This window comes from Ensifer sp. NPDC090286 (genome assembly GCF_044769565.1).
GTDB lineage: Bacteria > Pseudomonadota > Alphaproteobacteria > Rhizobiales > Rhizobiaceae > Ensifer.
In genome coordinates this window covers 78,899-105,298 of the sequence record NZ_JBIVYF010000010.1, presented here as the reverse complement: position 1 = coordinate 105,298, position 26,400 = coordinate 78,899, and the positions used below count along the sequence as shown (strand labels likewise).

Below are 26,400 nucleotides of genomic sequence, written 5' to 3'. Positions count from 1 at the left end.
GGACAGACCGCAAGCGTTCTTATGCCGAGATCCTTCGCCGAAAACATGGCTTATTCCTCGCTCCGCGCGGCATAATCCGGAACCCGGCATAATGGATGCATTCATGTCCGAGGGTTGCCGCATGCGCTTCGGCGGAAACGAACGCGTCAAAGACAGGCATCTGAATGAAATCGCCGCTGAGATGGTAGAACGCCCTGTTGCCGCCATGGCGAATCTCGGCGCCCAGATTGGCAAAAAACTGATCGGCAGCCTCGATGCGCTCCTTGCCCGCGCCATTCCCCGGCTCAATCTCGGTCGTATAGAAGTGCTGCGGCAGCCCTTCAATCTGATCGGCGTTGAAAACATTGTAACCCTTCAGGAACGGGATGCGGCGCTCAACCTCTTCGTCTTCTTCGTCGGTCTCCTTCCGCCCGATCGCGTTGGCATAGACAACGAGGGTGGATTTTTCGCCCTTGCGCACCTTGCCGCCGATTTCTTGGGCCTGCCGAAACGTCATCCAATAGCCCGACCCGTAGCCACGCTCGGCCGCGGTCATCCAAAGCAGAACCGTGTTGATGCCGCGATAGGCAACGCCGTTATGACGCAACGGCCTGATCGGTGTGCCGCCGGCGCCCCATGGCTGCATCCAGGGCCGCGTGCCGGCTTCTAGCTGCTCGACGATGCGGGCGGTGATGCGCTCATAGATATCGCTGACGGTCGTAGTGGTCTCGGTTGCCTTTGCCTTACCCATTTCCTTGCCCTTTCCTTGGAACTCGCGAAGCGGGAGCCCTTCGCTCCTGCTTCCCGAGCTCGGGCGGACCAGCGGGGGATTGGGGTGCAAGCGCGTGCGCGGGGACCCGGCTGCACGGAGCGGAACGTCAGTGGAGTGAAGGAAGCTGGGCGGCAGGCGCTTGCAGGGGCGAAGGGGGCAGAGCCCCCCGGCCCCTCAATCAATGAGAATTGAGCCGCTCAAGCGGCACCTCACAATGGTCTGGCGCGCGTGCCGGTGCGCGTCGGCGTCGCCCGACCAGCGTACGTTGCACTGTTTGAGGTCGGTCTAAAGCCCAACACGAAATCGATCACCTTTGACGACGTCATTTCACACGGCTTGAGGACGACGCCGGTATCGAGCACATAGAAGTCGAAACTTACGACGTCGGTTCCACCGAGCCAAATGCGTCGTTCATCGACCGAGCGCCGGATCGTCGCGCCCCATGGTCGACCTTCAAAGGTTCGGAATCGAGTTCGGATCACCGACCAAGCTTCGGCCAAACTCAACTTACGGCAACGGCTATCGCTGGTCTGGGCGGCAGCTTGAACCCATTCACCAAATGAATGCTCTCAATTCACGCTATCTATTTGGCGTGGGGTGCGACTTGCGTCAAAAAATGGCGGCTAGTCGAGAGTGGGACAGATGATCCAAATCCAGAACCTGCAAAAGCGATACGGCTCCGTCGAGGTGCTCAAGGGGATCGACCTCTCGGCAAATGCGGGAGAGGTCGTCGCATTGATCGGTGCGAGCGGGTCAGGAAAGAGCACTCTTCTGCGATGCATCAATTTTCTGGAAACGCCAACCTCCGGCGAAGTGGCGGTGCTGGGCGAAACGCTACGTTTCCAGGCTCTTGGAGGGGCCAGAACCGATGCGGAGCGTCTAAGGCGGCTACGCGCGAGAATCGGCATGGTCTTCCAAGGATTCAACCTTTGGAGCGGCAAGACCATTCTCGAAAACGCCCTGGAAGCTCCGATCTACGTTCACGGCGTTTCAAAGCGCGAGGCGGTCCGCCGCGCAGAACACTATCTGGCGAAAGTCGGTCTCTACGACAAACGAAACCGGTATCCCGAGGAATTGTCCGGCGGTCAGCAGCAGCGTGCGGCGATCGCGCGGGCGCTGTGCGGCGAGCCCGAACTCATGCTGTTCGACGAGCCGACTTCGGCACTCGATCCGGAACTTGTCGGCGAGGTTCTGCGCGTCATGCAGATGCTTGCCGACGAGGGCCGGACCATGGTGGTCGTCACGCACGAGATGGCCTTTGCCCGCGAAGTTTCCAGCAGAACAGTATTCCTCGCGTCAGGCCGGATCGAAGAAACGGGCCACCCGACCGAACTCTTTGCCCGTCCCTCGTCCAAGGCCCTCCGGGACTTCCTTCGCAACATGCATTGAAAACCAAACAAAAAGGGGAATGACACATGAAACTGCCAATGCTTCTCGCCGTCGCTTTCACAAGCTTCGCCGCGCCCGCCGTCGCAGAGCAGCTGCGCATGGGCGTCGAAGCGGCCTACCCACCGTTCAACTTCATCGACGCGAAAGGCAATGTAGCTGGTTTCGATGTCGACATCGGCAATGCGCTTTGTGAAAAAATGCATCGGGAATGCACGTGGGTGTCTCAGGAATGGGCAGGCATCATCCCGGCGCTGCAGGCCAAGAAGTTCGACGTCATCATGTCGTCGATGACGATTACCGAAAAACGTAAGGCCGAAGTCGCCTTCACAAAGCCATACTACTTCACCTATGGCCTGATGATTGCGAACAAGGGCTCCGGCCTCAAGCTTGAGGCCGATGCGCTCGCAGGGAAATCGATCGGCGTCGGCGCCGGTTCCTCGCACGAGGTTTGGGCTGAAACCCATCTGAAGGGAGCGACACTCGTTCCCTACAAGTCGACTGACGATATGTTCCTCGACTTCCAGAACGGGCGGCTTGACGCCGTTTTCGCCGATGCGGTGGCCGTCATCCCGTGGACGGAGACCAACGGCGGCCGTGACGCCTTCGACACGGTTGGAGAAGTCCACGATAAGGCTCTCGGCACGGATATCGGGATTGCCGTCCGAAAGGACAACGCGGACCTACAGGCAGACCTGGATAAAGCTCTCGACGAGATTATTGCGGACGGCACGTTCGAAAATCTGAACAAGAAATACCTCTCTTTCGATCTTCGCTAAGACAGCCCGCGCCCGCCGAGCACCGGCGGGCGCTTCGAACTGGAGGACATCTTGGAACTTCTCGGTGGATTTGGTTTTCAGCTTCTCGAGGGCGCTGTACTGACCCTCAAACTCGCCTTCGCCTCGCTGGCGCTGGGGCTACCGCTTGGTCTTGCGATGGCCATGGGCAAGCTGTCGAAGGCATCGGTAGTTCGTCTACCCACGACTGCGGCCACGAGCGTCTTAAGAGCACTACCGGAGTTGCTGGTGATCCTGATCATCTACTTCGGGATACAGAACGCCCTGAACGCGCTGTCGGAAACCCCTTACGACATTGACCCGTTCGCGGCCGGGGTGGCGTCGCTGGGCCTCATCTTCGCGGCTTATGCGTCCGAGATCTTTCGTGCCTCCTACATCGCAGTCCCCCGCGGCCAGCGCGAGGCTGCGACATCTCTCGGCCTCCCACCGCTCAAAACATTCTGGCTGGTGCAACTTCCGCAGATGTGGCGCATCGCGGTGCCAAGCCTTGGCAATCTCTGGCTCGTCATGCTGAAAGACACTTCGCTCGTCGCCGTCATCGGACTGCAAGAGCTGATGCGTAAAGCGCAGGCCGCCACTGCGACGACGAAACAGGCCTTCTTGTTCTATTCCGTCGCAGCACTGCTCTACATCCTCATGAGTATCGCTTCAGCCCTGGTGATACGTTACCTCAGTCGCCGCTCGCAGGCGGGTTGGGCAAGCTCGTGGGCGGCAGCGTGATGCTCGGGTCAACCATACAAGGAATATTGGCCGAGTATTCCGCCGTCTTGCTTGAAGGCGCGGTGGTCACGCTTAAGTTGCTCATCGTTTCCTCTGTCGGCGGCTTCGTTCTGGCACTGCCTGTCAGTGTCGCACTCGGTTCAAGCCGCAGGCGCTGGCGCTATCCGGCGGCACTGTTCACGCTAGTGCTGCGAGGTTCCCCGCTGTTTGTGCAAGTGTTTCTCGTCTACTACGGACTGCCGCAAATCCTCACCCTTGCCTATGGTGGGATTGTCGCGATCAAGGCGAGCTTCTGGTGGCCTCTGCTATCTTCGCCTTTTCTGCTGATTTCGATTGCCTTCGTCTTGAACATGGCCGCCTACATGGCCGAGGACATTCGAAGCGGTCTGGCAACCATCCCTAAAGGGGAACGCGAGGCGGCAATTGCCTGCGGCATGTCGGAGATGACCGCCCTTCGGCGTGTAAAGATGCCTTGGGCGTTAAGGACCATGATGCCGGTTCTGTTCAACGAAGTGGTTTTGACACTGAAGGCAACGACGCTCGCCAGCACCATAACCCTGCGAGATCTGCTGGGTGCCGGTTCGATGATCTTCGCACGTACCTTCGACATGACGATCTATCTCGTGCTTGCGGTGTTCTATCTGATAATGGCCGGACTGTTGACGGTGGTCTTCCGCTACATCGAGCGCCGCTTTCTCATCGCCCACCGCATTGCCAACCGGCCACTCGACCAGGTGAAGCCCCTTGCAATCAATGCTAAGCACTAGCCGGAGGTTTTGAGGCCCAAGTGTCACAACCTCAGTCGATCTTATCTTGGTGGTGACTGCAATGGACCAAAAAGCGCGTCGGTTTGTATGGAATCTTGATTGGAACCTGCTCCGGACTTTTGTCGTGATTGTCCAGGAGCGGGGCATAACGGCTGCTAGCGAGAAGCTGCTTCGCAAACAGCCTACCATCAGTCAGGCTCTTCGGCGCCTGGAGGTGCATCTGGGCTGCACGCTGATCGAGCGCAGCCCAGGCTCCTTCAAGATAACACCGGCCGGCGAGCGGCTCTACGCGGAATGCCAGACGATGTTTGTCAGCGTCGCGGGCCTGCATGACCTCACTCAAGTTCATGCGGCCGACCTCACCGGCAACGTCTCAATGGCTTTCGCGAGCCACGTCGTGTCACCATTCCTTGACAAGGTCCTGGAGGATTTCCACAAGACCTATCCTCTCGTAACATTCACCTCGACCGTCCTATCGAGCCACGAGGTCATCCAGCGCGTCTCCCGTCGAGACGATGCGGTAGGCTTCTGTCTGATGCACCAGCGCGACCCACGCCTGCAATACACCACGCTCTATCGAGAGTACTTCGGCTACTTTTGCGGCAAGCCTCACCCGTTCTATGGCCGTGATGACATCACGCTCGAGGACATGCGCCAGGCGCCCTATGTTTCTTTCCTGACAGATCAAATGTCTGACGCTCTCTGGCCCGTGGCGCTACTACGCCAGCAGGCCATGCTTCAAGGAAAGGTTGTCGGGGTCTCCTCACACCTCGAGGAAGTCCGGCGTTTCATCGTTGCCGGCTGTGGTTTCGGACCTTTGCCTGTCCACGTCGTGGCTGAAGATGTTCGAAAAGGGACGCTGTGGCCCCTGCCTCCGCTTGAAAATCAGCCTTCAGTCGAAGTCTACATGGTCACCGATCCCCAAGCACGGCACGATCCCGCCGAGACACAGTTGCTGCGGATGCTTTTTGAGGCGATCGAATCCACCCCGATCGACCAACGCACGTATCGTGGCGCTTAGGCATTCAGCGCATCTATCCTGGGCATTTAGATTGTCTATTTGCATAGGCCACGGACGTCGCCCAGACTTTCGATACCGCGCTGAGGGCCGGACATAACATTGCAATTTCGAAGCGTTGGCTCCGCCGAGCAATCAGGCAGAGACGGTCCTGTCGCGCGCTGGAGCATACGGCCCGGTCAACGTGCAACTTATAACTTATAAAGAGGTGGAGCATGTTAAGAAGGATTCCCGCAATCGTATTGGTCGGTTTGTGTGCGGCTGGCGTCGCCGACGCGAAGGACCGTGCACGGGATCTTGGCGTACCGTTCGAGGGGACGCCGGGGAAATTCAACGCGATCACCGATGTCGCCGGCGTCGAGGTTGGTCAGATTACACGCATCGAGGGCGAGGGTCCAAGGGTGGTCGGTACGGGCCCTATTCGGACCGGGGTCACGGTGGTCTTGCCGCACGGCAAGGATAACTCCCGACCGGTCAACGGCGGCTTCTACAATCTCAATGGCAATGGGGAGATGACGGGCCAGTCCTACCTCGAGGACTTTGGAGTGATTTACGGCCCTATCGGCATCAGCAACACAAACGCCATCGGGGCGGTGTATGCCGGCGTACAGCAGTGGACCCAGAAAAAATTCGGAGAAGCGTTGTGGCCGGTCGTTGCCGAAACCTATGACGGCGGCCTGAACGACATCGAAGGGTTTCACGTCAAATCCGAGGATGCCATTGAAGCCATCAACATTGCCAAGCCGGGTGCCGTCGATGAGGGCAGTGTCGGGGGCGGTACCGGCATGCGCTGCTTCGGATTCAAGGGGGGCATCGGAACCGCGTCACGCGTCTTCAAGATCGACGACAAGACCTTCACTGTCGGCGTCCTGGTTCAGTGCAACACTGGAGAGCGAAGCGTGCTGCGCATCGCTGGAGCACCCGTCGGCCAGGAACTCGCAAAGAAGTGGCTGCCCTGCTACGCACCCGGCCAATCCGGTGAGAAGCAGAAGGAACCCGTCTGCGCGGCGGACGGGACCGGCGGCAAACCGACGCCGGACGAAGGATCAATCATCATCGTCGTCGGCACGGACGCTCCATTGAGCCCCATCCAGCTCGACCGTACCGCGAGGCGGGCGGCGCTCGGTCTCGGTCGCCTGGGTTCTTTCTCCGGAAACGGTTCCGGAGATCTGATCGTGTCGTTCTCGACCACTGCAACCGTGAATGACGTTTCCGACGAGGAGGCGGTAGGAGGAGAGGTCCTCGCGACCGGCAAGATTGATCCGGTTTTCAAGGCGACGGTCGAAGCGACAGAGGAAGCAGTCGTCAATTCTCTCGTCGCAGCGGACACCATGACTGGAGCGAACGGATATACTCTCTTCGGACTTCCGCATGCGGACCTCAAGACGATCCTGGGGCAGTTTGGACGAAGCAACTGATAGCCGCCCCACCTGTTTGGTTCAACGGCGAGCGGGCCAATAAGCCCGCTCGCCTCTTTTCATTCGAAAGGCATTTGTTTTGGCACAACTGGCACAATTCGACGTACGCATAAGGGTCGGGCGGGAGAGCGATGCCGAGCTCATCCATCGCGGCCTCAAGCTGATCGCAGCGCACCTCTCCCTCGAAGACAAAGTGACAGCAACGGTCGAGGACATCCGCCGACACGGTTTCGGCACGCGGCCAGCATTCGCAACGTTGATTGCAGAGGTTTCCGGGCAGTTCGCTGGTCTTTGCCTCTATTTCGACAGTTTCTCGACCTGGAGCGGTCGGCGTGGCGCCTATATCCAGGATCTCGTCGTCAATCCGCAGTTCCGCGGACTGGGCGTCGGTGAAACACTGATGCGGGCCGCAATCGCTCGGATATGGTCGGAGGGAGGCCGCTATGTTCGGCTCTCTGTCGATGCATCCAACACGGGTGCCCATAGATTCTATGAGAAAATGGGCCTCGAATGGTGTCAGGAAGAGCGCATTTATGCTCTGCGCGGGGATGCTTTTGCCTGCTTGGCCTCCCCAAGCTGAGCACGCATTCAGCGGACCGGAGCAAGCACCGCCTCATTCACAAAACCAATGGCAGGCTTTCGCGCTATCTATTTGCCTTGCGGCTCATCGGCATGATTTTGTTCATGAAAGTTTCCAATGAGGGATGCACTTAAATGACAGGCACGCAAGCCAACCTCTTCTACCAGTCCGGCACCCGCCGCCCTCTGCTTGACCGCGCTTCGGGCGTGTATCTATGGGACAGATCGGGCAAACGTTATCTCGACGGTTCCAGCGGTGCGATGGTGTCGAACATAGGCCATTCCAACGCCCATGTGCTGCAGGCGATGAAGCGGCAGATGGAACTGTCGACCTTTGGATATCGCCTGCATTTCGAGAACGAACCTGCGGAACTGCTGGCGTCGGCCATTTCTTCGAAGATGCCTCCCGGACTGGATCGGGTGTTTTTCGTTTCCGGTGGCTCTGAATCCGTGGAAAGCAGCATCAAGCTCGCCCGCCAGTATGCGGTTGCCAAGGGCGAAGCGCAGCGCTGGAAGGTCATTTCGCGGTTTCCCTCCTACCACGGCTCGACGCTCGGCGCCCTGTCGCTGACGGGCATGTCACTGATGAGCGCACCATTCGCGCCGATGATGCGGGAGATGCCGAAGATCGCAGCACCCACATGTTACCTCGACCGGGACAATCTGAGTGACGAAGAACGCGGTCTGAAATATGCTCGCCTGCTTCGGGACGAAATCCTGCGTCAGGGGCCGGAGACCGTGCTCGCCTTCATCATGGAGCCGGTCGGCGGCGCCTCTACCGGAGCGCTTGTGGCACCCGACAGTTACTACCGCGAGATCCGTCAGATCTGCGATGAGTTCGGCGTGCTCTTGATCTCGGACGAGGTGATGAGCGGCATGGGACGCACTGGTGCGTATCTTGCCATGCAGCATTGGAATATACGCCCCGACATTGTCGCCCTCTCAAAGGGTTTCGGAGCGGGCTACGTTCCGCTTGGGGCCATGGTGGCGGATCGTAACATTGTTGACACCGTGCTCGGCGCGGGCGGCTTCATTCACGGCTTCACCTATGCGGGCAATCCGCTCGCTTGCGCGGCCGGTCTCGCGGTGATGCAGGAAATCGATCGTCTGCAATTGCTGGAGGCTGCAACCGAGCAAGGCGGCAAGCTGCGTGCCGCTCTCACGCAGCTCATGGAGCGCTTTCATTTCATCGGCGATGTTCGCGGCAAGGGCCTGCTCCTGGCGTTTGAACTCGTCGCAAACCGAGAAACGATGGAGCCGCTCCCGCCTGCACTCAATGCGCACACCCGGCTCGTCGACATCGCCTACGACAAGGGCCTGATCATTTACTCCAGACGCACCCGTGGCGGCAGAATAGGCGACCACTTCATGGTCTGCCCACCGTTGATAATCGACGATCAACAGCTCGAAGAACTCATCACAACTCTGGCCGAAAGCCTTGAATCCTTCGCAGCGGAATACGGCGCTGCGTTGGGTGTGGCCTGAAGGGGATCGTCGACAATGCGGAGCAAACTCGTTGCCATTGAGGAGGCGGTGTCCGCCGTTCGCGACGGCATGACCCTGATGATCAGCGGCTTCGGCATTCCCGGAACGCCTTTCACGCTAATTGATGAGCTTATTCGTCAAGGGCCTCGGCACCTGACGGTCATCAAGAACGACGCCAATGAGCGCGGAATGGGCGTCGATCGGCTTTTGGAAGCTGGAATGGTCGACGTTCTAATAGCCTCCCACATCGGGCTGAACGCGCGCGCCATCGAGAAAATGAATGCCGGACAGTTGCGCGTTGAATTCAGCTCGCAAGGCATCTTGGCCGAGCGCATCCGCGCCGCAGGTGTCGGCATCGCGGCCGTACTCACCGACATCGGGAATGGCACCCAGCTCGCCGAGGGCAAGCAGCGCGCCAACGTCGGTGGCAAGGACTATTTGATCGAGCCAGCGCTGCATGCCGACATCGCCTTCATCCATGCGCGCCATTCGGATCCGTTCGGCAATCTGCGCTATGCGGCAACCGCGCGAAACTTTGCACCCCTCATGGCCATGGCTGCGAGAACCACAATCGCGGAAGTCGAGGAAGTCGTTGCGATCGGCGAAATTGCTCCCGACGACGTTCATACGCCCGGTCCGTTCGTGCAGCAGATCGTCGCCCTCCCCACACTCAGCGAGGCCTATCATGTCCGCAACCGTGCTTAACCGAATGCTGGCGCGGGCCGCTCGGGAGCTGATCGACGGTCAGACAGTAAACCTCGGCATCGGGTTGCCGACCAAGGTGCCCAGTTTCCTCGGTCCTGGGATCACCGTCTGTATCCACTCGGAAAATGGTATCGCGGGGATGGGACCGAAAGCGTGCTGCGACCAGGCCGACCGCAACCTGATCGATGCCGGCGGTAACTACGTGACCGCGGTCGCGGGCACATCCTACTTCGACAGCGCCACCTCCTTCGGCTTGATCCGCGGAGGCCATCTCGACCTGACAATCCTTGGTGCCTTCGAGGTCGCCTGCAATGGCGACCTCGCAAACTGGATTATCCCAGGCAAATTCACGCCCGGCATGGGCGGTGCGATGGAACTCGCTCAAAAAGCGCGCCGTGTCGTCGTCCTGACCACCCATATGGACAAGAACGGTAACCCCAAACTCGTCGAACGTTGCTCCTTTCCGCTCACGGCGGTCTCCTGCGTCGATCGGATCATCACCGACCTCGCGGTCATCGACGTAACTCCGAGTGGTTTCCTGTTGCGGGAACTTGCGGAGGGGGTTTCCGTGGAAGCCGTTCGAGCGAAGACTCTCGCCCCCCTCGCGATCGCCGAAGAACTGGAAACATATTAATGACGTGCGATATGCCCCCTTCCCTCCGACAAGCGATCGCCAAGGCGGTCGACGATGCTTTTCCCAGCCAAATCGCCTTCCTTGAAAGACTGTGCCGGTTCCCATCGACGCGCGGCAAGGAGCAGGACGTCCAGCGCTTTTTAGCCGATGAACTTGCGGCGCGCGGCTACGACGTCGACCTCTGGGAGATCCGCGAGGAGGAGCTTCGTGATCTGCCAGGCTTTTCCCCTGTCGTGACGCCCTATTCGGACGCGTTCAATGTTGTCGGAACCTCTCGCTCCCGGTCGCCAAGGGGTCGCAGCCTCACTCTCAATGGACACGTCGACGTCGTACCGACAGGCCCGGTCGAAATGTGGTCGTCTCCGCCTTTCGAGCCCCGCATCACGGATGACTGGATGTACGGCCGTGGCGCTGGCGACATGAAGGCGGGTCTCTCCTGCAACCTGTTTGCGCTTGATGCGCTAAAGTCGCTCGGATACCGACCCGCGGCCAAGTGCCATATCCAGTTTGTGATCGAAGAAGAGAGCACAGGCAACGGCGCTCTGGCCTGCCTGCAACGCGGCTACACGGCAGACGCGGCGCTGGTACCGGAGCCATTCGACGAGACGCTGGTCATGGCGCAGGTTGGCGTGCTGTGGCTTCGTGTCAGCCTTAGCGGCGTCCCGAGCCATGTGGCGCATGCCAGCGCCGGTGTGAATGCGATCGAAGCGGCAATACCCCTGTTTGCCGCCTTGCGGGAGCTCGAAGCGCGCTGGAACGCCGAGGCGCGCCGTCCACTTGAGTTTGCGCAGGTCCCCCATCCACTGAACCTCAACATCGGACGGATCGAAGGCGGCGACTGGCCTTCAAGCGTCCCGGCATGGGCCACCTTCGAGTTGCGCATGGGCATCTATCCAGGGGACGATATCGACAAGGCCGAGGCGGAGCTTCGCGCATGTATCGAAGCCGCTGCCATGCGCTCTGCCTACCTGAAGGAAAATCCACCGATCATCGTTGGCCATGGCTTCAGGGCGGAAGGCTACAGTCTCGCGCGCGACAAATCCGAGAATGCAGCCGATGCGATCGGCGTGCTCGAGGCAGCACACACAGAGATATCGGCCGAACCGCTCGTGAGGAGCGCGATCACCGCGACAACCGACGCGCGCTTCTTTGGCCTCTACGGTGGTATTCCCGCCCTCGTATACGGTCCCAAGGCCGAACGCATTCATGGCTATGACGAACGCGTATTCCTGCCATCCGTCCGGCGCGTCACCCAATCCATCGCCCTTTTTGTCGCAGACTGGTGCGGCCTCGAAGCGTACCAGTAGGGAGTTTGCAATGCGTGAGATCGCGATCGTCTCGACGGCCAGAACGCCGATCGGCAAGGCCTACAAAGGCTACTTTAACAACACCACGGCGCCCTCGCTCGCCGCGCATGCGATGCGCGCCGCGATCGAAAGGGCGGGCATCGATCCCGTCGCAATCGATGACGTCATCTTGGGCTGCGCCGTGACCCAGGGAAGCAGCGGCGTTAACGTCGCGCGTCATGCGCTGATTGCCGCGGGAATGCCCGTGAGCGTCGCCGCCGCAACAATTGATCGGCAATGCGCCTCGGGGCTGTCCGCGATTGCTACAGGCTCTGCGCAGATACGAGCGGGCGACAGCAGCATTGTGCTCTGCGGCGGCGTCGAGTCCGTCAGTCTGGCACAGAACGAGCATATGAACCGATATCGCGAACGCGATCCACAGGTCGAGGCCACATATCCCCGATACTATATGTCGATGATTGAAACCGCTGAATTTGTTGCGCAGCGCTATGGGATAGCGCGCGACCGGCAGGACGAGTTCGCCGTTCTCAGCCATCGACGTGCGCTGGCGGCATCTTTGGAAAGCGAAATCGTTCCGATCGAAGTCTCGCAGGCAATCAAAGATCCGAAGGACGGTGAGGTTAGCTATAGGGCTACGCTGGCGCATACGGATGAGGGACCGCGGCAAAGTAGCCTCGAAGTGCTGCGGTCCTTGAAACCCGTCCTGAGCGAGGGCCATCATGTCACGGCGGGCAACGCCAGCCAGCTATCGGATGGGGCGAGCGCGATGGTCCTGATGGATGCTTCGCGGGCGGTTCAACGAGGCCTGAAGCCGATTGGTCTGTTCCGCGGCATCGCCGTTGCTGGCTGCCCACCAGAAGAGATGGGCATCGGCCCCATCTGCGCTGTTCCGAAACTTCTCCGCCGGTTCGGCCTCACGGCGGACGACATTGATCTCTGGGAAATAAACGAAGCCTTCGCCTCGCAACTCCTCGCCTGTGTCGATGCTCTCGGTATTCCCATGGAACGCTTGAATGTAAACGGCGGCGCGATTGCGACTGGTCATCCCTATGGCATGACGGGGGCGCGCTTAGCCGGTCACCTGCTGCTGGAAGGGAAGCGTCGCGATGCGAGGCTGGGCGTCGTCAGCATGTGTGTCGGAGGTGGGCAGGGGGCAGCTGCGCTCTTTGAAGTTATCTGAACGCGCAAAAGGACCCGGCACGACCGCGCCGGCTCCAGCCTGTACCGTTCGAAGGCAGACGACTGCGCAGTGTAACCTTCGTCGACGTGTAGTTCTGAACCAGTGATCGCGGTCCCCACTCGTGCCCATAGACTTGGCGTCGTCCTCGCTGCCGCATCCGCGTCAGCCAAGACGCTTGAGAGTACCCGTCAACCCGTTCCCTCGACCAACAGATCAGCTTCGGCGACGCGCATCCGCTCGACAGTTTCGCATCCAGCTTCAAGCGATGAGTACGAAAGACCTATCCCGCTTGTGCGGAATTTCCCGAAAGCAGCGCGCCCGCCAGCAGGACATGCTCTTCTACGAGATGCGAGACGATGTTCGGAGTTCGTTGCAGGCGAGCAAGCCCGTCACTCCCAGGACAGCTTCGCTATTCACCTTCCCGGCCGCGCGAGCGAACGAGCTATGTCGATGATGTCGTCGCGTGTCGCCGTCGGATCCTCTTTATTCCAGGCGACGCCAAGCCCGATCTTCAGATCGACACCGCGCACCGGCTTAAGCTCGAAATTGCGGTTCGGCAGGTCCTTCGTCCATTCGGGGACAAAGCCGATGCCAAGACCGGCTGAGACCAGCGATACCAGCGAGAAGGTGTCGTCGCAGCTGTAGGCAATGTTTCCAGCCAACCCATGAGTGTCGAACATCTGCGAGAAGTAGCGCTCACTGTAGGAGAGGTTCTGTCGGGAAAAGGCGATGATCTTCTCTCCCCTCAGGTCCTCGATATCGATCTCGCTTCGAAGTGCCAGCGGGCTCGTCTTTTCGACTGCCAGCAGATAGCGCTCATGCGCAATCGAGAAGAAACGCAAGGAGCCAATGTTCTCGACCGGCCGGATGAAGCCGAGATTGATCTGGCCGTTTTCCAATCCGCGGATGACGTCGCTGGTCGAGCCGCTTCTGACATGCAGCGACACATCGGGAAACTTCCGGCCGATGCGCGACAGAAACGCCGGCAGCACGCCGGTCGTTGCCGGATAGACGGTTCCGATCTTGATCGTGCGCGCTCCCTTGCCGGCGACCGAGCGAGCCACTTCGGCCGACAGTCCGACATCGCCGATTATCCGAACTGCCCGATCGTAGAACGCCTCCCCTGCCCGCGTCAGCTCGACCCGCCGCGTCGACCGGTCAAGCAGCCGCACACCCAACTCCTTCTCCAGCGCCTGGATATGCGCACTCAGCGCCGGCTGGGCGATGCACATGCGCGCGGCCGCACGATGGAAGTGCAGCTCCTCGGCCACCGCAACGAAATACCTGAGTTGGCGTAGTTCCATACCGTGCTCCGCGCTCGCTGCACTAAATGATGGTCCCGGTTAATGCTCGTGACAAAAAATGCGCAGTACGCAGCCGCTCGCGCGCGCGCCATTGGCTCGCTATAGTCCGGATAGAATCACCTCGACGCAAAATGCGCTCCGAGGTTGTAAATATGCGACCAAAATCGCCACGTCAAGGCGAATTCGATACGGAGAGGCGATTTTGTTGCCGGTTCAATGCAGGATGGCTCGGACAGCGCTTCAAATGAGCGTTAAGGAGCTCGCTGAGGCAGCGACGGTCTCTACAAACACCATTGTGCGTTTCGAGCGCGGTGAAGAACTGAAACCTCGCACCGTTGCTGACATACGCGTGGTCCTGGAAAACGCTGGGGTGGTTTTCGTGGACGGGGACTACGCCGGCAGCGGCGGCCCAGGCGTACGGTTAAGCAAGTAGTCCGGTTGGTTGGGCGAACATTCCAGTCGATACGGTCGTAAAGGCTGTGAAAACCGCGCAACGGAGCTTCGAATTGCCGTGCAAAAGCGACTGCGCCTTAAGGTAGAATACAGAGGTTCAGGAACCTAGGAGAATGGCGCTGAGCGCCAGAGACCACGGCACCGAGCAGCTGGCCCGCACCCTTGCCGAATGGACCGGCTAAAGCATCACACTGGCGACCAAGCGCGCGCTCGAAGAGCGCCTGCGACTGCTTGGCTCCGACATGCGTAAAGCTGCCCTCCTTGAAGATCTCGAAGCGATCCAGCAACGCTGGAACGCCCAGCCTGTCCTTGACAACCGCACCGCCGACGAGATCATCGGCTACGACGCGAACAGACTGCCATCCTGATGGTCATCGAGACCTCGGTCCTTGCCGCCATCGCCAAGCCCCATCTTTTGCTCAGAAGAGAGAAAACGAAAGCGAGCAAGAAGATGGCTACCACAACTTATCACAAGGGTTTCATCGGTCGTGCATTCGCAGTTCTCGGCGCTGCTAGCGCTGCCGCCGCCGCTGTCGAAGGTCACCGCCGCCCGAACGCAAGCGACCTGCGCACGCTCGGCATCGACCCCGCGAACTTCCCGGATACGCGCCGCGGCTAACAAATACCAGCGCTCTCAAGGGCGCCTTATCCTCCCAAGGATGAAAAACGGCTCGGGATCGAAAGATCGCCGGGCCGCTTTGCATTTGAGGGTGTCAGCGAGACTTTCCGAACGGCAGGAATCTCGCAATCGGGTCCGAAGGATCTGGGACCAGGGAACCTCGGCATCGATTGCTGTGTAGCCGGCCCGCGTCAGTGAGAACTCGACATGACCGGCTCCGTCCTGCCGGCGGACCATGTATTGCATGTTGAGCGCACGGAAGACCGCCGCATGCAGGTCCTGCGGCCAATCGATGTCTTCGGCCGGCACGCGATGCGCACCTGCCCTGTACAGTTCCTCGAGCACATTCTTCAGATCGTCAGCCAGCATTCGTTCCTTATCCGGTGTGCTGCGTGATTTGACAACGCGGCACGGTCGAACCGAGCCGAAAGAAAAACGGCCCGGCGTTTCCGCCGGGCCGTTTCCGATTTAAAACGAGCGTCCGCCGCTTAGGCTTCTGCGCGAGCCCGCTCTTCCTGGTGTGCGCCAGCAAGCTCTTCCTGTCGTTCCCGCTTGTTGTAGCGGATCGACGACCAGAGCGAGATGCCGATGAGCGCAGCACCGCCGAGGCCGGTGATGACTTCCGGAATGTGGACGAGCGTCTGGAAGTACATGACCACCGAGAGGATCAGGATCGCGTAGAACGCGCCGTGTTCCAGGTAGCGATATTCGCTGAGCGTACCCTTTTCGACCAGCATGATCGTCATCGAGCGCACATACATGGCACCGATGCCGAGGCCGATCGCGATGATGAAGAGGTTCTGCGTCAGTGCGAAGGCGCCGATAACGCCGTCGAACGAGAAGCTGGCATCGAGAACTTCGAGATAAAGGAAGGCACCGAAGCCGCCCTTTGCTGCAGCGCTCATGGTTTCCTGCTGCGCATCGAGCAGGCCACCGACCACCTCAACCACGAGGAAGGTCAGAAGGCCATAGATCGCCGAATAGACGAAGGTGTGCACGTCAGCCGGCTCAAGCAGCGTCGAGAAGCCAAGGATGAGAGCGAGGACGAATGCGATCTCAATGCCCTTGATGGTCGCAAAACGCGCCATCTTGGTTTCGACCCACTTGATCCAGTGCACGTCCTTCTCATGGTCGAAGAAGTAGCTGAGACCGACCATCATCAGGAAGGTGCCGCCGAAGGCCGCGATCGGCAGATGCGCGTCGTTCATGATGCGCGCGTATTCTTCGGGCTTGCTTGCCGCCAGAACGATCGCTTCGATCGGACCGATCTTCGCTGCGATAACGACGATCAGGAGCGGGAAGACGATACGCATGCCGAAGACGGCGATGAGAATGCCCCAGGTCAGGAAGCGATGCTGCCACTCGGGCGTCATGTCCTTGAGCTTGTTGGCATTGACGATGGCGTTATCGAAGGACAGGGAGATTTCGAGCACCGCAAGCACGGTACAGATGAAGAAGACGGAGGCCATGCCACCGATGGTGCCGGTCGCCTGCCAGCCGAGCCAGGCGCCGAGCACAAGGCCGACCGCCGTGACGATGAAGGCCCAGGTGAAATAGCCGAGCGCGCTCGAATGCGATTGAGGCTGGTTCATCGACGTGCCTCCTTCGCGCGGACGACGCCGGATTCGGTGAAAAGATGAGGTTTCAAAACAGAAATTCGCACGGCCGAAGGGGCACATGCGTGAGGCATGAGATCAGTTTTCATGGGAGCTAATCCGCCGGCTAATTTGCTGGCGGTACCGACATCACGAGAGCGCCGTAAAAACTCTCGCCAGAGGGGCCCGGCACCAGTGTTCGACCCGCAATCCGATGTCTGGACGGCGGGAACGTTTGACTAATTAGCAGTGTCAGGCGGAACGTCAAGGGGGCGGCCACTCGCTTTGATGGTGGATCGCCAAACGGTTGTTGCCAAGCTCTGTCTTGGTTCGGCTGCCGCCCCGGGCGCCGCCGCCCATTCATTCGCAAAACTTATGGTTCCATATGCACACGGCAATGGATCGGCCGCGCTGAATGTGGCATGGCGTGCGCAACTTATCGAAGGCCCTGACATGACCGTGATCTCCGCCCCCATAACCGCCCCGAACGCCGCCCGCACCGGTGTTCTCATCATGCTGCTCGGCATGCTGATGTTTTCGCTGAACGACGTCATGGGGAAATGGCTGGTCGCGACCTACTCCGTCAGCCAGCTGATGGTGATCCGGAGCGTGGCGGCGCTTCTGTTCCTGTCCCCCTTTATTCTCAGGCGCGGCCTGCGCTCGATGTTCCAGGTCGAGCGTCCTGGCCTACAGGCCCTTCGATCGCTGCTCTTTGCCATCGACGCCTCCGCCTTTTATTTCGCGGTCGCCTACATGCCGCTCGCCGATACCATGACCTACTGGCTGGCCGCGCCGATCTATGTGGCGGCAGCCTCGCCGTTCCTGCTTGGCGAGAAGGTCGGCTGGCGGCGCTGGACGGCGATCCTCATCGGCTTTGCCGGGGTCTTGATCGCGCTCGAGCCCTCCAAGGAAAGCCTCGGCCTCCCGGCCCTGATTGCGCTTGCCGGCAGCACCGCCTTCGCCTTTGCCCTCATGCTCGGTCGCACGCTCCGCTCCACGCCTGACACGACGCTGGTCTTCTGGCAGATCGTCGGCGCGCTGATCTTCTCGCTCGTCGGCGTTGCCGTCAATCCCTCCGGCTGGGCGCCGGTCGATGGCGAAGCGCTGTTGCAACTCGGCGCGCTCGGCATCGTCGCGATGCTCGCGCATATCCTCGTCAATCGGTCGCTCAAGCTCGCCGATGCCGCCACCGTCGTCCCGCTGCAGTACACGCTGCTCTTCTGGGCCGTCGTCTTCGGCTGGTTCTTCTTCGGCGACACGCCGCGCCCGACCGTGCTTATCGGCGCGGGATTGATCGTCACATCGGGCCTCTTCATCTTCTTCCGCGAACAGCAGTTGAAGAAGCGAAAGACAACAGCCTGATCTCCCGCCCGGCGGGGTTCCCTCATCGGCGACACTCTGCTACGCCGCCGAGATCATAGCGTGAAGGAGATATGCCCGTGGCCAAAGCGATCCATTCGATGATCCGTGTTCTCAACGAGAAACGATCGATCGATTTCTATCGTGTGGCCTTCGGGCTCGAAATCGCCGAACGCCTCGAGTTCGAAACCTTCGTGCTGATCTACCTCAGGAACGGGGAAAGCGAATTCGAGCTGGAGCTGACGGTCAACAAGGACCGGACCGAGCCCTATGCGCTCGGTGATGGCTATGGTCATCTGGCGTTGTCGGTCGACGACCTCGACGCCGAACATCAGCGGCTCACGGAAGCCGGCCTCAACCCGGGAAAGATCGTCGACTTCAACCTAGACGGCGCGCTGCTTGCCCGGTTCTTCTTCGTGGTCGATCCCGACGGTTACAAGGTCGAAGTGCTGCAGCGCCACGGTCGCTACAAGTAGGACCTGGCCGCCAGACAGATCAACCAAAACAATACCGATTATCGCGCCTATCTATTTCGCTTATAGACAAGCGCGACTTAGTCTTCCCTGGAAGCATCAAGAATGATGCGCAACAAGGGGAACGCGAATGAAGAAGCGGATTGCAGCAGCAGTGCTCGCCGTCATGGCGACAACGGTGGTCACGGCCCAGGCCGCCGAGAAGATCAAGATCGGCACGGAGGGCGCCTATCCGCCCTTCAACTTCATCGATCCCGCCGGCAAGATCGGCGGCTTCGACGTCGACATCGGATTAGCACTTTGCGAGCGCATGAAGGTCGAATGCGAAGTAGTCGCCCAGGACTGGGACGGCATCATTCCCGGTTTGGTCGCCAAGAAATACGACCTGATCATCGCTTCGATGTTCATCACCGAGGAACGCAAGAAGCAGGTCGCCTTCACCAATCCCTACTACCTCGCAGCCATGACGCATGCGGCCCCGAAGGGTGCAGGCTTTACCGAGTTCACCAATGAGGCGCTCAAGGGCAAGGTGATCGGCGCACAGTCAGGCACGACCCAGGCCGAATACATCACCGCCACCTATCCCGACGCGGAGATCAAGCTTTATCCGACCCAGGACGAGGCCAACCTCGACATGGTCAACGGCCGCCTCGACCTGCAGGTGGGCGACATGCTGCCGCTGCTCGACTGGGTGACGAAGAATGCCGACGGAAAGGCATGCTGCGAACTGATCGGCGAACCGATCACCGATAAGAAATTCGTCGGCGAAGGCGTCGGCATTGCCGTGCGCCAGGAGGACAACGACCTGCGCGAGCGGCTGAACAAGGCCCTCGACGAAATCCGTGCCGACGGGACCTACAAGAAGATCAACGACAAGTACTTCACCATCGACGTCTATACGATGAAGTGACGCATGGATGGCCGGTCGACACGGCCGCTTCGAAAGACCGGCCGCGCCCCAAGGGCGCGGCCGGCCTGTTTATGGCTAGGCTTCGCTCACCGCGCGCTGCTTCGCCACGATCGCCTTGAATTCGGGATCGTCGACGAGCGATTGCACGGCCCAGTAGCCCTCGAGCCACTCGGCCTCGCCTTCCCAACCGCCATCGACAAGCTGGCGCAGATTGGCAAGCGCCCGGGTGCGGTCGCCGGCAAGCGTCCAGGCTCCGGTCGCGTGGAAGCGATACCAGTTGATGTGATCGCTCGCCCGCTCCAGATGCAGCCCCCATTCCCGGCAAGTATCGAGATCGAGATCGCCGACGTTCTCCGCCGGCAAGTTTCCGCTATAGGCAACATGCCGATCGCGTTCGATGAGGCCGATGCCGTTGGCAATCGCGATCGACCCCTTGTTGGAGGCGTGCGTGTGCCATTCGATATCGGGCCGACCTCGCTTGACGCACTCGTCAATCGTCGCAGCCGCTGCCGCCTTGCCGAGCCCCAGGCGCCGATAGGCAGGCTCGGTCCCGACACCCACTTCGCAACGGGTGCCGCTGACGCTGTCGGTTGCGCAATGGCTGACGATGGACCCGTCGTGAAGCACGCAGAAGCCGATGGCGTTTTCCAGGAAGACTTCGGGGGAGGCCCAGCCTTCCATAAGATCGGTCACGGTCTCGATATCGCCGGGTTCCAAATCGAGCAGGCGCTGGTCGATCGGCACGAGGCGGAAGCCGTCAGGCAACGCCGTCGCCGCGAGGCCATGACTTACTGCCGGCAAACCCATCCTGACGCGCGGATGCGGCCGGGCGAAGCCATTGGACCAGATGTCGCCCAGACGATCGGACCAGCGGTCTTCGACGAAGAAATAGGCCCAGTCGGGGATCAGTTCCTTCAGCTCGGCAAAGCTTTCGCCCGCCTCATCGGGCAGGCCCGCGAGATAGTAGGCATCGCCATTGGCGAGCAACGCAACGCGCAGGTCTACCGCGCGATCGACCCAGACTTCACCCTCTAGGGTGCCGTCGAGTACGGCAGCGATGGCCACGTGGGTGGAGGAAAGGTCCTTTAGGACGGATTGAGCAGCCGGATAGGCGGCTTGTTCGAGTAGAAACATGAAAATGCAATCCTGTTGCGGCGGGATATGCCATCCCTGCCGCCAGAAGAAAGAGTGGAGACGATCAGGTCGTCCCGTTTCAGACCGGCTTCAGCCGACCGGCGCACGGCGTTGGACACTGTCATCTTGTTACCTCTCTCTACCTGCGCCCTCGGATCGGACGCGATTGCAATTGCCGAACTAGACAGCCGGGCCGTGCAGCGCAAGCGCTTTACGGTAACCGCTCCAGATTGGTCTGCGGTCCGGCGGGCTTGCGCCATTGGCGGCGGCAACGGCAGGCGCTAAAGCTCTCCTGCCCGGATTTGGTGTAGCCTCACCCCGGAATCGGCGGAAAGCATCGGAGACCGAGATGTTCGACCTCAGCGGAATGACGGCATTGGTAACGGGCGGCGGCCGCGGTCTCGGCCTTGAAATGGCAAAGGCGCTCACGCGGGCCGGCGCGGTTGTTGCGATCAACGGCCGCAATGAAGCGACCCTCGATATGGCGCGCCACCAGGCCGCCGCCGAAGGCATCGCACTCGACCTTGTCGCCGGCGACGTTTCAACGGATGCGGAAGAGATCGTCGCGGCGGCCGCGGCCAAGACCGGCCAACTCGACGTCCTCATTCATGCCGTGGGCGAGCGCGATCGGCGTGGGACCGACGTCATGGACCCTGCGGCCTTTGCCGCCCTCGTCAACACGGACCTGACGGCCGCCTATGCCATGGCGCGCGCGGCACTTCCCTATTTTCACCGGTCCTCGTCCGCCCGGCTGATCTTCGTCACCTCGATCGCCGCCTCCGTGGCGCGGCCTGGCGACCCCGCCTATACCGCGGCAAAGGGCGGTCTTGATGCCCTCACCCGTTCACTGGCGGTGGAACTTGGATCGGCGACGCTGACGGTCAACGCGATTGCGCCCGGCTGGTTTGCAACCGAGACCAATGCCGCACTCGCCTCCGATCAGGCACTGCAGGGCTTCGTCGATATCCGAATTCCCTTGAAACGCTGGGGCCGACCGGAGGAGATCGCACCGGCCGCCGTGTTCCTGGCCTCGCCTGGCGCCAGCTTCGTCAATGGCATCACCTTGACGGTGGACGGCGGCATGACCGCGCAGATGTAAACGTCATCCTAGACAGGTTTCCCGGTGCAGCGACTGCTTTCGGAATCGCCTTGGCGCTGTACGCTCGGATTTGGAGTATTCGCAGATCGACGCGGCCACGCCGCAGTCTTTCCGGGTGATCGTCTTCACCACCGCTCGGAACCGGCCGCCAAGCCTTCGGCAAGCAATGTGGCGAGGTTCGACGCCGGCTTGTCGGCTTTTACCTTCAGCCGCAAGCTGAATTCCGCATTCGGCAATGCCGGGAGCGAAAGTGCCGGGGGTGCGACCGCGATCCCTTCTCCGAGGAAGCGTGCTGTGCGCGCCGTAACGGCAATCCCGCTTCGCACGGCTGCGCGCAGACCGGAAAGGCTGGGGCTTGTCGCCGCGATGCGGTAGCGACGACCGGTCTCATCGAGGGCTGCCGTCGCGGCCGCGCGAAAGCCGCAGGGCGGATCCAGCACCGCGATCGGCAACTCGCTGTCAGCCGTGGGCGGAGCATCCGATGACGATAGCCACAGCATCGGTTCGCGCAGAATGGCACGTTCGTCGGGCGTCGGCCCCTCCCGCATGACGATCAGTACTTCGATCAGCCCCTGATCGTAGGCCGAAGTCAGTTCACGGGATCTGCCGACCCTGAGATCCAACCGCACACGCGGGTGGGTGCGCCCGAAGCGGCGCAAGAGATCCGGCAGATTGCTGTCGGCAAAATCCTGGGTGCAGCCGAGCGCCAGACGGCCGTCGGTGCTGGCACCCTTGAGGCTCAGCCATGCATCCCGGTGAACTTCGAGAATCCGGCGTGCATGAACGACCAATTCCTCCCCGGCCGGCGTGAGAATTCGCCCCCGGCCTAAGGGCGCGAGAAGTGGCTCGCCGATCATCGTTTCCAGGCGCTGCATCTGGGCGGTCACAGCCGAAGGCGTCCGCCCAACGGCCGCGGCCGCATTCGCAAGAGAGCCACTCTCAGCGAAAGCAAGAAAAGTACGAAGCAGATCGGGATCGAAGGCTTCCATTACTTCAATGTAATCGAAGTTATGATATTAAACAATTCGATTTTTCCGAAGATAGAGACGTGGCAGATTGGGCTCACACACGAAACAGGAAACCCGAAAGGAACCACCCAATGCCCATCATCAACGTCACCGTCAGCGGCAAGCCGGACACCGCACTCTCGTCACGGATCGCCGCTTCGGTCAGCGAATTGACAGCAGCGCATCTGCGCAAGGATCCGACGATCACGGCAATCGTCGTCACCTATGCGGATCCGGAACACTGGTTCGCTGGCGGAAAGTCGCTTGCCGAACAGGATATCAACAGCTTCTGGCTCGACATCAAGGTCGTCGACGGCACCAACACCAAGCAGGAAATGGCTGCTTATCTCGAAGCCATCTTCGGGCGCTTCGAACAATTGCTCGGACGGGTACACCACGAGAGCTACGTTCTCGTCCACGAGGTTTCGGCTGCCACTTATGGCTATGGCGGCAAAACGCAGGAATTCCGCTACATCAGCGGTAGGCTGAAATCCGGCGGTTGAAACCCTTTGTCAGCGGGTGTGGCAGGTATCCCTGTCGATTGCCAAGGGAAAACGACGCAGCTCACCTCCACCTATACATCTTATAGTTGCCCCACCCGTGGCCACGCAGCCAAAAGCCCGAGGGCTCGCCCTCGACCGCTGGCGCCACCTTGACTTCAGGCCTTGCCGCCTCGCCGGGAGATGAGCGCGACGAGCGCCTCACGCATATCCGGTCAAGTCTTCGGAACCACGTCACATCGAGGTCGAGGCGCTGATCCACTTGGAACTGCAGGACGTTATCGGCGCGCTTGCCTAGAAGGACGAGCGAGATCCGAGCCAACTGATCGAAGCGATCGGGCAGGCGGTTCCTCCCGCCGTTGATCTTCTTCGTGAAGGTCTCTGCATCGCCCTCGGCGGCCCACCGGTTGAAACCCGAGCGGTCCGACAGTACGACTCGTCGGCGCCGATGCCAACTTGAGGCACCAGCCAGACGGCATTGACCGCCTGTATGGCGATGACGACAGGGCCGCCGGCCGCAGCGCCAGCGATCAAAGAAAGACGGCTGGATATCAAGCTATCCCCTCGAACTGCTTCGCCAAAAACTTCAGGTCGGCGTTCCTCCCGCAGTAAAAGAAGCCGGCGAAGCCCGCGGTTCCGATGATGATCATCAGCAGGTTCTGCCAAGGGATTCCTCCGAGCGCCGTCAGGATCGAAGCGCCGCCGCCGCTGATGACCGGGACGTTAACCTCTTTCGACTTCCACCACGGCGCATCGAGACTGAGAGGCATCACAGGAACGGGCATCTCCTCGGTAACCGGTACCACTTTGACCTCTCGTCCTGCAGCCTCGCAGGCGTGAGCGCGACGATAGCCTTGTGAATGTTGGATCGCGTCTTCGGGCCGACGTCACCGTCGACGTCGAGTCGTTGGTCAGCCTGGCACTGTCGGATGCTGTCGGCGCGATAGCCGCGAGAACGAGCGAGATCCGCGCCCGGCGGTCGAAGCGATCGGCCGGGCCGTTCTTGCCGCCATTGATCTCCCTCGTGATGGTCTCGCCGTCGCCCTCATCGGCCCAGCGGTTCAGCCCGCGGGTGGCCCAATAGAATAAGGGACGAGGCCTTCCCAAAGGTCAGTTTTGACCGCATCCAAATCTGTGACGAAGCCGGGCAGGCGGCGCGACACCAAACCGCGGAACTGGCGATCGTTGTCCTTGCCCGTCAACTGCGTGCCGGTGCGGCCACGGTAGAGGTAGTCGTTGCCGTTCTTCTCCTCGCGTTGCCAAATTCGGTTCGCGTATCGTAGCGCTGCTGCGCCGGGGTCCGGCCCCAGATCTCGCAATCGTACCTGAAGTCGCCGCTTTCGTGCATCAACCTGCGCACACCGAGTTGGCCTGTTCATCTCCGGTTTTGGTTGTCGTGATACAATTCACGAGTCGGATGCATCCAAGAGGAGTGAATCATGAGCCGAAATACCGTCCTCGGAATAATTCTCGCCGTGGTGGTGATCACCCTGGTCGTCGTTCTAATGCCAAAGAAGGAAGCGCCTACGGAAACTGCAACGCCGCCAGCAACGACGACTGAGCCGACGACATCTCAACCGTCGACGGCCACGCCATCGACAACTGAGCCGGCGACTACCCAGCCATCAACAACGACCCCGTCGACGACAGCACCGGCAACCGCTGAGCCGTCAACGACCCAACCTTCGACGACCACTCCGTCCACTACGGAGCCGTCGACAACGGCACCGTCAACTACTCAGCCGTCCACGACGCAACCTTCAACTACGACGCCTGCTCAATAAGGCCTGGTGGCGACCACCCTACACCTAGACAGCGGTCATTGGGTGGTCGCGCTCGCCCAGCCGGATGTGGTCGCGTAATCATTTTAACCGCAACCAACAAACCTGTCGGCGTGGACGAAAATCTCCGAACGCCGCAATGACGAACCGCTCGAACGCCGAGAAGGCCCATCGTTCCTGCGGCACGATCCCCGTCGACAATGTGGCAAGCACAAAAATGCTCGCCTTGAAGAATAAGGCGCGTCGCAGTTCGGGATGCGGTACATCCGTCAGCCGAGGCACGTAGTCGGGTTCAAGCCACAGATAAGCATGGAGGCTGTTCGGCCTGACACCACGCCTTTGTTGTGCAGAATGCCGGCCAATACGGCTATGGCTGCCAAGATGCCTAAAAGCATCCAGACAATTCTCTCAATCGTGGCTTTCGCGCTGATGCGTTCCCTCATCTCGGCTCGGCTTGTCGCCGCCATCGCCGTTTCGCGGTCCTGGGTCGCGGGGGTTGTCGTTGCGTGGCCCGGGATCACCCGGGTTTTCAGGCCGAGGTCCGGGATCGCTGGGCTTCTCTGGCCGTGGGCCCGGATCGCCAGGCTTTTCTTCCCTTGGTGGCTTTTCCTCACGCGGTTTTTCCTCGCGAGGCTTTTCCTGGACGGCGGGGGCCGATCTCACAGCGTTGGAGCGGTCGGTGTCATCGAACTTGGCTGCCCTTAATCCGCAGCCGCCCCCGGCCCAACCCAGCGCACCAGACAATCTCTGACCTCCGGAGAGGAACGGCAGCGCCTGGGCGTTGCCCAGGGATTTCAACGTCATGCGGCTGACCCGTTTCGGCTCGGTGGCCCGGCGGCCGGGCTTGGCGACGACGCAATCGCAGCGCTGCCTCAGTTGCCGGCAACCGCCGGGGCCGCAGAAATCCGCCGCGCCGCTGAGCAGCACCACCGCGGTGGTGCCATCCGGCCCGACGAAGAAGTCGAAGGCGGTGCCGCGCACGCCGATGGTGCCGGCCGGCGTAACGATTTCATAGGCGGAATGGCCGGATTTGCCGCTGATCCAGCGGAACGTGCCCTTGGCGGCCATGATGGTTAGCTTCTTCACCGACTTCTTGTCGTCATAGACGAACTTGTCGATGACGACGGAAGACCCCCAGCCGACGGCAAGCTTGGTGCCGTCCTCGAAGACAAACTGTCCGAGCCCGGACTTCGATGTCGATATCCGTTCGTTCTTGTAGACAGGGTCTCTGACCGCAATCGCACCGCGCGCACCGTTGACGGCCGTCCGGATTTCCACCGCCTTGCCGACCGGTTCCGCGGCAAAAAGCGGTGTCGGAGCAAAGACCATGGCGCAAAGCACGAGCGCGGCACCACGCAAGCAGAACATGGTACGCCTCCAACGCGTTATTGTTATCATATTTCAAAGATTTACGTCTTC

General features: G+C 60.5%; 27 protein-coding genes and 1 pseudogene. 20 read left to right on the top strand and 8 right to left on the bottom strand.

The features are described from left to right. Positions 1–19 precede the first annotated feature (19 nt). Positions 20–730, bottom strand: a complete 711-nt coding sequence (locus ACIQUG_RS32975) for an ArdC family protein (protein ID WP_402326544.1) — start codon at positions 728–730, stop codon at positions 20–22. Between the two features lie 663 nt (positions 731–1,393). Between ACIQUG_RS32975 and ACIQUG_RS32970 the strand changes: the two genes are divergently transcribed. The 12 genes from ACIQUG_RS32970 to ACIQUG_RS32915 all read left to right on the top strand — a co-directional run bounded on the left by ACIQUG_RS32970 (position 1,394) and on the right by ACIQUG_RS32915 (position 12,747). Further along, positions 1,394–2,140, top strand: a complete 747-nt coding sequence (locus ACIQUG_RS32970) for an ATP-binding cassette domain-containing protein (RefSeq protein ID WP_402326543.1) — start codon at positions 1,394–1,396, stop codon at positions 2,138–2,140. Positions 2,141–2,166: 26 nt separating this feature from the next. Then, positions 2,167–2,916 (top strand): transporter substrate-binding domain-containing protein, encoded by a 750-nt coding sequence (locus tag ACIQUG_RS32965; protein ID WP_402326540.1) that lies wholly within the window; start codon positions 2,167–2,169, stop codon positions 2,914–2,916. A gap of 51 nt (positions 2,917–2,967) precedes the next feature. Then, a complete protein-coding gene (locus tag ACIQUG_RS32960; protein ID WP_113505945.1) occupies positions 2,968–3,654 on the top strand; it encodes an ABC transporter permease subunit in 687 nt (228 codons plus the stop codon). Further along, positions 3,627–4,421: an ABC transporter permease gene (locus ACIQUG_RS32955; protein WP_402326538.1), complete on the top strand. Its 795-nt coding sequence runs from the start codon at positions 3,627–3,629 to the stop codon at positions 4,419–4,421. Before ACIQUG_RS32960 ends, ACIQUG_RS32955 begins: the two co-directional genes overlap by 28 nt. A 61-nt stretch (positions 4,422–4,482) precedes the next feature. After that, the gene (locus ACIQUG_RS32950) at positions 4,483–5,442 is read left to right on the top strand and encodes a LysR family transcriptional regulator (protein WP_402326536.1); all 960 of its coding nucleotides are present in this window, start codon (positions 4,483–4,485) and stop codon (positions 5,440–5,442) included. 212 nt (positions 5,443–5,654) lie between these two features. Continuing rightward, entirely contained in the window at positions 5,655–6,857 is a 1,203-nt protein-coding gene (locus ACIQUG_RS32945) for a P1 family peptidase (RefSeq protein WP_402326535.1), read from the top strand. Between the two features lie 79 nt (positions 6,858–6,936). Continuing rightward, entirely contained in the window at positions 6,937–7,437 is a 501-nt protein-coding gene (locus ACIQUG_RS32940) for a GNAT family N-acetyltransferase (RefSeq protein ID WP_402326533.1), read from the top strand. A 134-nt stretch (positions 7,438–7,571) separates the two neighbouring features. Continuing rightward, positions 7,572–8,921, top strand: a complete 1,350-nt coding sequence (locus ACIQUG_RS32935; RefSeq protein ID WP_402326531.1) for an aspartate aminotransferase family protein — start codon at positions 7,572–7,574, stop codon at positions 8,919–8,921. Positions 8,922–8,990: 69 nt separating this feature from the next. Continuing rightward, a complete protein-coding gene (locus tag ACIQUG_RS32930) occupies positions 8,991–9,626 on the top strand; it encodes a CoA transferase subunit A (RefSeq protein ID WP_402326529.1) in 636 nt (211 codons plus the stop codon). After that, a complete protein-coding gene (locus ACIQUG_RS32925) occupies positions 9,607–10,260 on the top strand; it encodes a 3-oxoacid CoA-transferase subunit B (RefSeq protein WP_402326527.1) in 654 nt (217 codons plus the stop codon). Before ACIQUG_RS32930 ends, ACIQUG_RS32925 begins: the two co-directional genes overlap by 20 nt. Positions 10,261–10,271: 11 nt before the next feature. Continuing rightward, positions 10,272–11,567 (top strand): ArgE/DapE family deacylase, encoded by a 1,296-nt coding sequence (locus ACIQUG_RS32920; protein ID WP_402326525.1) that lies wholly within the window; start codon positions 10,272–10,274, stop codon positions 11,565–11,567. Positions 11,568–11,577: 10 nt separating this feature from the next. Continuing rightward, positions 11,578–12,747: a thiolase family protein gene (locus tag ACIQUG_RS32915; protein WP_402326524.1), complete on the top strand. Its 1,170-nt coding sequence runs from the start codon at positions 11,578–11,580 to the stop codon at positions 12,745–12,747. Between the two features lie 413 nt (positions 12,748–13,160). On the opposite strand, the gene ACIQUG_RS32910 is transcribed toward ACIQUG_RS32915, so the two are convergent. Continuing rightward, entirely contained in the window at positions 13,161–14,051 is an 891-nt protein-coding gene (locus ACIQUG_RS32910; RefSeq protein WP_402326523.1) for a LysR family transcriptional regulator, read from the bottom strand. A 223-nt stretch (positions 14,052–14,274) separates the two neighbouring features. Between ACIQUG_RS32910 and ACIQUG_RS32905 the strand changes: the two genes are divergently transcribed. The 3 genes and pseudogenes from ACIQUG_RS32905 to ACIQUG_RS32895 all read left to right on the top strand — a co-directional run bounded on the left by ACIQUG_RS32905 (position 14,275) and on the right by ACIQUG_RS32895 (position 15,123). Further along, complete coding sequence (locus ACIQUG_RS32905; protein ID WP_402326553.1) at positions 14,275–14,484, top strand: multiprotein-bridging factor 1 family protein; 210 nt, start codon at positions 14,275–14,277, stop codon at positions 14,482–14,484. Positions 14,485–14,617: 133 nt separating this feature from the next. Continuing rightward, positions 14,618–14,872: pseudogene (locus ACIQUG_RS32900) on the top strand (type II toxin-antitoxin system VapB family antitoxin). Then, a complete protein-coding gene (locus ACIQUG_RS32895) occupies positions 14,872–15,123 on the top strand; it encodes a hypothetical protein (protein ID WP_402326555.1) in 252 nt (83 codons plus the stop codon). The pseudogene ACIQUG_RS32900 and the gene ACIQUG_RS32895 overlap by 1 nt, the downstream one beginning before the upstream one ends. 15 nt (positions 15,124–15,138) lie before the next feature. Here the strand turns inward: ACIQUG_RS32895 and ACIQUG_RS32890 are convergent, their stop codons facing one another. Together ACIQUG_RS32890 and ACIQUG_RS32885 are read right to left on the bottom strand one after the other, a co-directional pair. Continuing rightward, positions 15,139–15,492: a hypothetical protein gene (locus ACIQUG_RS32890; protein WP_402326522.1), complete on the bottom strand. Its 354-nt coding sequence runs from the start codon at positions 15,490–15,492 to the stop codon at positions 15,139–15,141. A gap of 119 nt (positions 15,493–15,611) precedes the next feature. Further along, the gene (locus ACIQUG_RS32885; RefSeq protein WP_402326521.1) at positions 15,612–16,715 is read right to left on the bottom strand and encodes a DUF475 domain-containing protein; all 1,104 of its coding nucleotides are present in this window, start codon (positions 16,713–16,715) and stop codon (positions 15,612–15,614) included. Positions 16,716–17,171: 456 nt separating this feature from the next. Between ACIQUG_RS32885 and ACIQUG_RS32880 the strand changes: the two genes are divergently transcribed. From ACIQUG_RS32880 to ACIQUG_RS32870, 3 genes are all read left to right on the top strand, one after another. Next, complete coding sequence (locus ACIQUG_RS32880; protein ID WP_402326520.1) at positions 17,172–18,080, top strand: DMT family transporter; 909 nt, start codon at positions 17,172–17,174, stop codon at positions 18,078–18,080. 77 nt (positions 18,081–18,157) lie between these two features. Continuing rightward, positions 18,158–18,553 (top strand): VOC family protein, encoded by a 396-nt coding sequence (locus ACIQUG_RS32875; RefSeq protein ID WP_402326519.1) that lies wholly within the window; start codon positions 18,158–18,160, stop codon positions 18,551–18,553. A 127-nt stretch (positions 18,554–18,680) separates the two neighbouring features. After that, entirely contained in the window at positions 18,681–19,460 is a 780-nt protein-coding gene (locus ACIQUG_RS32870) for an ABC transporter substrate-binding protein (RefSeq protein WP_192451404.1), read from the top strand. 75 nt (positions 19,461–19,535) lie between these two features. On the opposite strand, the gene ACIQUG_RS32865 is transcribed toward ACIQUG_RS32870, so the two are convergent. Further along, the gene (locus ACIQUG_RS32865) at positions 19,536–20,594 is read right to left on the bottom strand and encodes a GNAT family N-acetyltransferase (RefSeq protein WP_402326517.1); all 1,059 of its coding nucleotides are present in this window, start codon (positions 20,592–20,594) and stop codon (positions 19,536–19,538) included. Between the two features lie 349 nt (positions 20,595–20,943). Here ACIQUG_RS32865 and ACIQUG_RS32860 point away from each other — a divergent pair, with 349 nt between their 5' ends. Then, positions 20,944–21,693 (top strand): SDR family oxidoreductase, encoded by a 750-nt coding sequence (locus tag ACIQUG_RS32860; protein WP_402326516.1) that lies wholly within the window; start codon positions 20,944–20,946, stop codon positions 21,691–21,693. Positions 21,694–21,818: 125 nt separating this feature from the next. Here the strand turns inward: ACIQUG_RS32860 and ACIQUG_RS32855 are convergent, their stop codons facing one another. After that, a complete protein-coding gene (locus ACIQUG_RS32855; protein WP_402326515.1) occupies positions 21,819–22,682 on the bottom strand; it encodes a LysR substrate-binding domain-containing protein in 864 nt (287 codons plus the stop codon). A gap of 110 nt (positions 22,683–22,792) precedes the next feature. Between ACIQUG_RS32855 and ACIQUG_RS32850 the strand changes: the two genes are divergently transcribed. Next, positions 22,793–23,203: a 4-oxalocrotonate tautomerase family protein gene (locus ACIQUG_RS32850; RefSeq protein ID WP_402326514.1), complete on the top strand. Its 411-nt coding sequence runs from the start codon at positions 22,793–22,795 to the stop codon at positions 23,201–23,203. A 548-nt stretch (positions 23,204–23,751) separates the two neighbouring features. On the opposite strand, the gene ACIQUG_RS32845 is transcribed toward ACIQUG_RS32850, so the two are convergent. Next, entirely contained in the window at positions 23,752–24,006 is a 255-nt protein-coding gene (locus ACIQUG_RS32845) for a chitinase (RefSeq protein ID WP_402326513.1), read from the bottom strand. 1,383 nt (positions 24,007–25,389) lie between these two features. Next, on the bottom strand, positions 25,390–26,349 hold the full coding sequence (locus ACIQUG_RS32840) for a FecR domain-containing protein (protein ID WP_402326511.1): 960 nt from the start codon (positions 26,347–26,349) through the stop codon (positions 25,390–25,392). Positions 26,350–26,400 lie beyond the last annotated feature (51 nt).

Coding starts and splice junctions, on each gene's coding strand:
- ACIQUG_RS32975 (WP_402326544.1), bottom strand. CDS start 730: ATGGGTAAGGCAAAGGCAACCGAGACCACTACGACCGTCAGCGATATC.
- ACIQUG_RS32970 (WP_402326543.1), top strand. CDS start 1,394: ATGATCCAAATCCAGAACCTGCAAAAGCGATACGGCTCCGTCGAGGTG.
- ACIQUG_RS32965 (WP_402326540.1), top strand. CDS start 2,167: ATGAAACTGCCAATGCTTCTCGCCGTCGCTTTCACAAGCTTCGCCGCG.
- ACIQUG_RS32950 (WP_402326536.1), top strand. CDS start 4,483: ATGGACCAAAAAGCGCGTCGGTTTGTATGGAATCTTGATTGGAACCTG.
- ACIQUG_RS32945 (WP_402326535.1), top strand. CDS start 5,655: ATGTTAAGAAGGATTCCCGCAATCGTATTGGTCGGTTTGTGTGCGGCT.
- ACIQUG_RS32935 (WP_402326531.1), top strand. CDS start 7,572: ATGACAGGCACGCAAGCCAACCTCTTCTACCAGTCCGGCACCCGCCGC.
- ACIQUG_RS32930 (WP_402326529.1), top strand. CDS start 8,991: ATGACCCTGATGATCAGCGGCTTCGGCATTCCCGGAACGCCTTTCACG.
- ACIQUG_RS32925 (WP_402326527.1), top strand. CDS start 9,607: ATGTCCGCAACCGTGCTTAACCGAATGCTGGCGCGGGCCGCTCGGGAG.
- ACIQUG_RS32920 (WP_402326525.1), top strand. CDS start 10,272: ATGCCCCCTTCCCTCCGACAAGCGATCGCCAAGGCGGTCGACGATGCT.
- ACIQUG_RS32915 (WP_402326524.1), top strand. CDS start 11,578: ATGCGTGAGATCGCGATCGTCTCGACGGCCAGAACGCCGATCGGCAAG.
- ACIQUG_RS32910 (WP_402326523.1), bottom strand. CDS start 14,051: ATGGAACTACGCCAACTCAGGTATTTCGTTGCGGTGGCCGAGGAGCTG.
- ACIQUG_RS32905 (WP_402326553.1), top strand. CDS start 14,275: ATGGCTCGGACAGCGCTTCAAATGAGCGTTAAGGAGCTCGCTGAGGCA.
- ACIQUG_RS32895 (WP_402326555.1), top strand. CDS start 14,872: ATGGTCATCGAGACCTCGGTCCTTGCCGCCATCGCCAAGCCCCATCTT.
- ACIQUG_RS32890 (WP_402326522.1), bottom strand. CDS start 15,492: ATGCTGGCTGACGATCTGAAGAATGTGCTCGAGGAACTGTACAGGGCA.
- ACIQUG_RS32885 (WP_402326521.1), bottom strand. CDS start 16,715: ATGAACCAGCCTCAATCGCATTCGAGCGCGCTCGGCTATTTCACCTGG.
- ACIQUG_RS32880 (WP_402326520.1), top strand. CDS start 17,172: ATGACCGTGATCTCCGCCCCCATAACCGCCCCGAACGCCGCCCGCACC.
- ACIQUG_RS32870 (WP_192451404.1), top strand. CDS start 18,681: ATGAAGAAGCGGATTGCAGCAGCAGTGCTCGCCGTCATGGCGACAACG.
- ACIQUG_RS32865 (WP_402326517.1), bottom strand. CDS start 20,594: ATGTTTCTACTCGAACAAGCCGCCTATCCGGCTGCTCAATCCGTCCTA.
- ACIQUG_RS32860 (WP_402326516.1), top strand. CDS start 20,944: ATGTTCGACCTCAGCGGAATGACGGCATTGGTAACGGGCGGCGGCCGC.
- ACIQUG_RS32855 (WP_402326515.1), bottom strand. CDS start 22,682: ATGGAAGCCTTCGATCCCGATCTGCTTCGTACTTTTCTTGCTTTCGCT.
- ACIQUG_RS32850 (WP_402326514.1), top strand. CDS start 22,793: ATGCCCATCATCAACGTCACCGTCAGCGGCAAGCCGGACACCGCACTC.
- ACIQUG_RS32840 (WP_402326511.1), bottom strand. CDS start 26,349: ATGTTCTGCTTGCGTGGTGCCGCGCTCGTGCTTTGCGCCATGGTCTTT.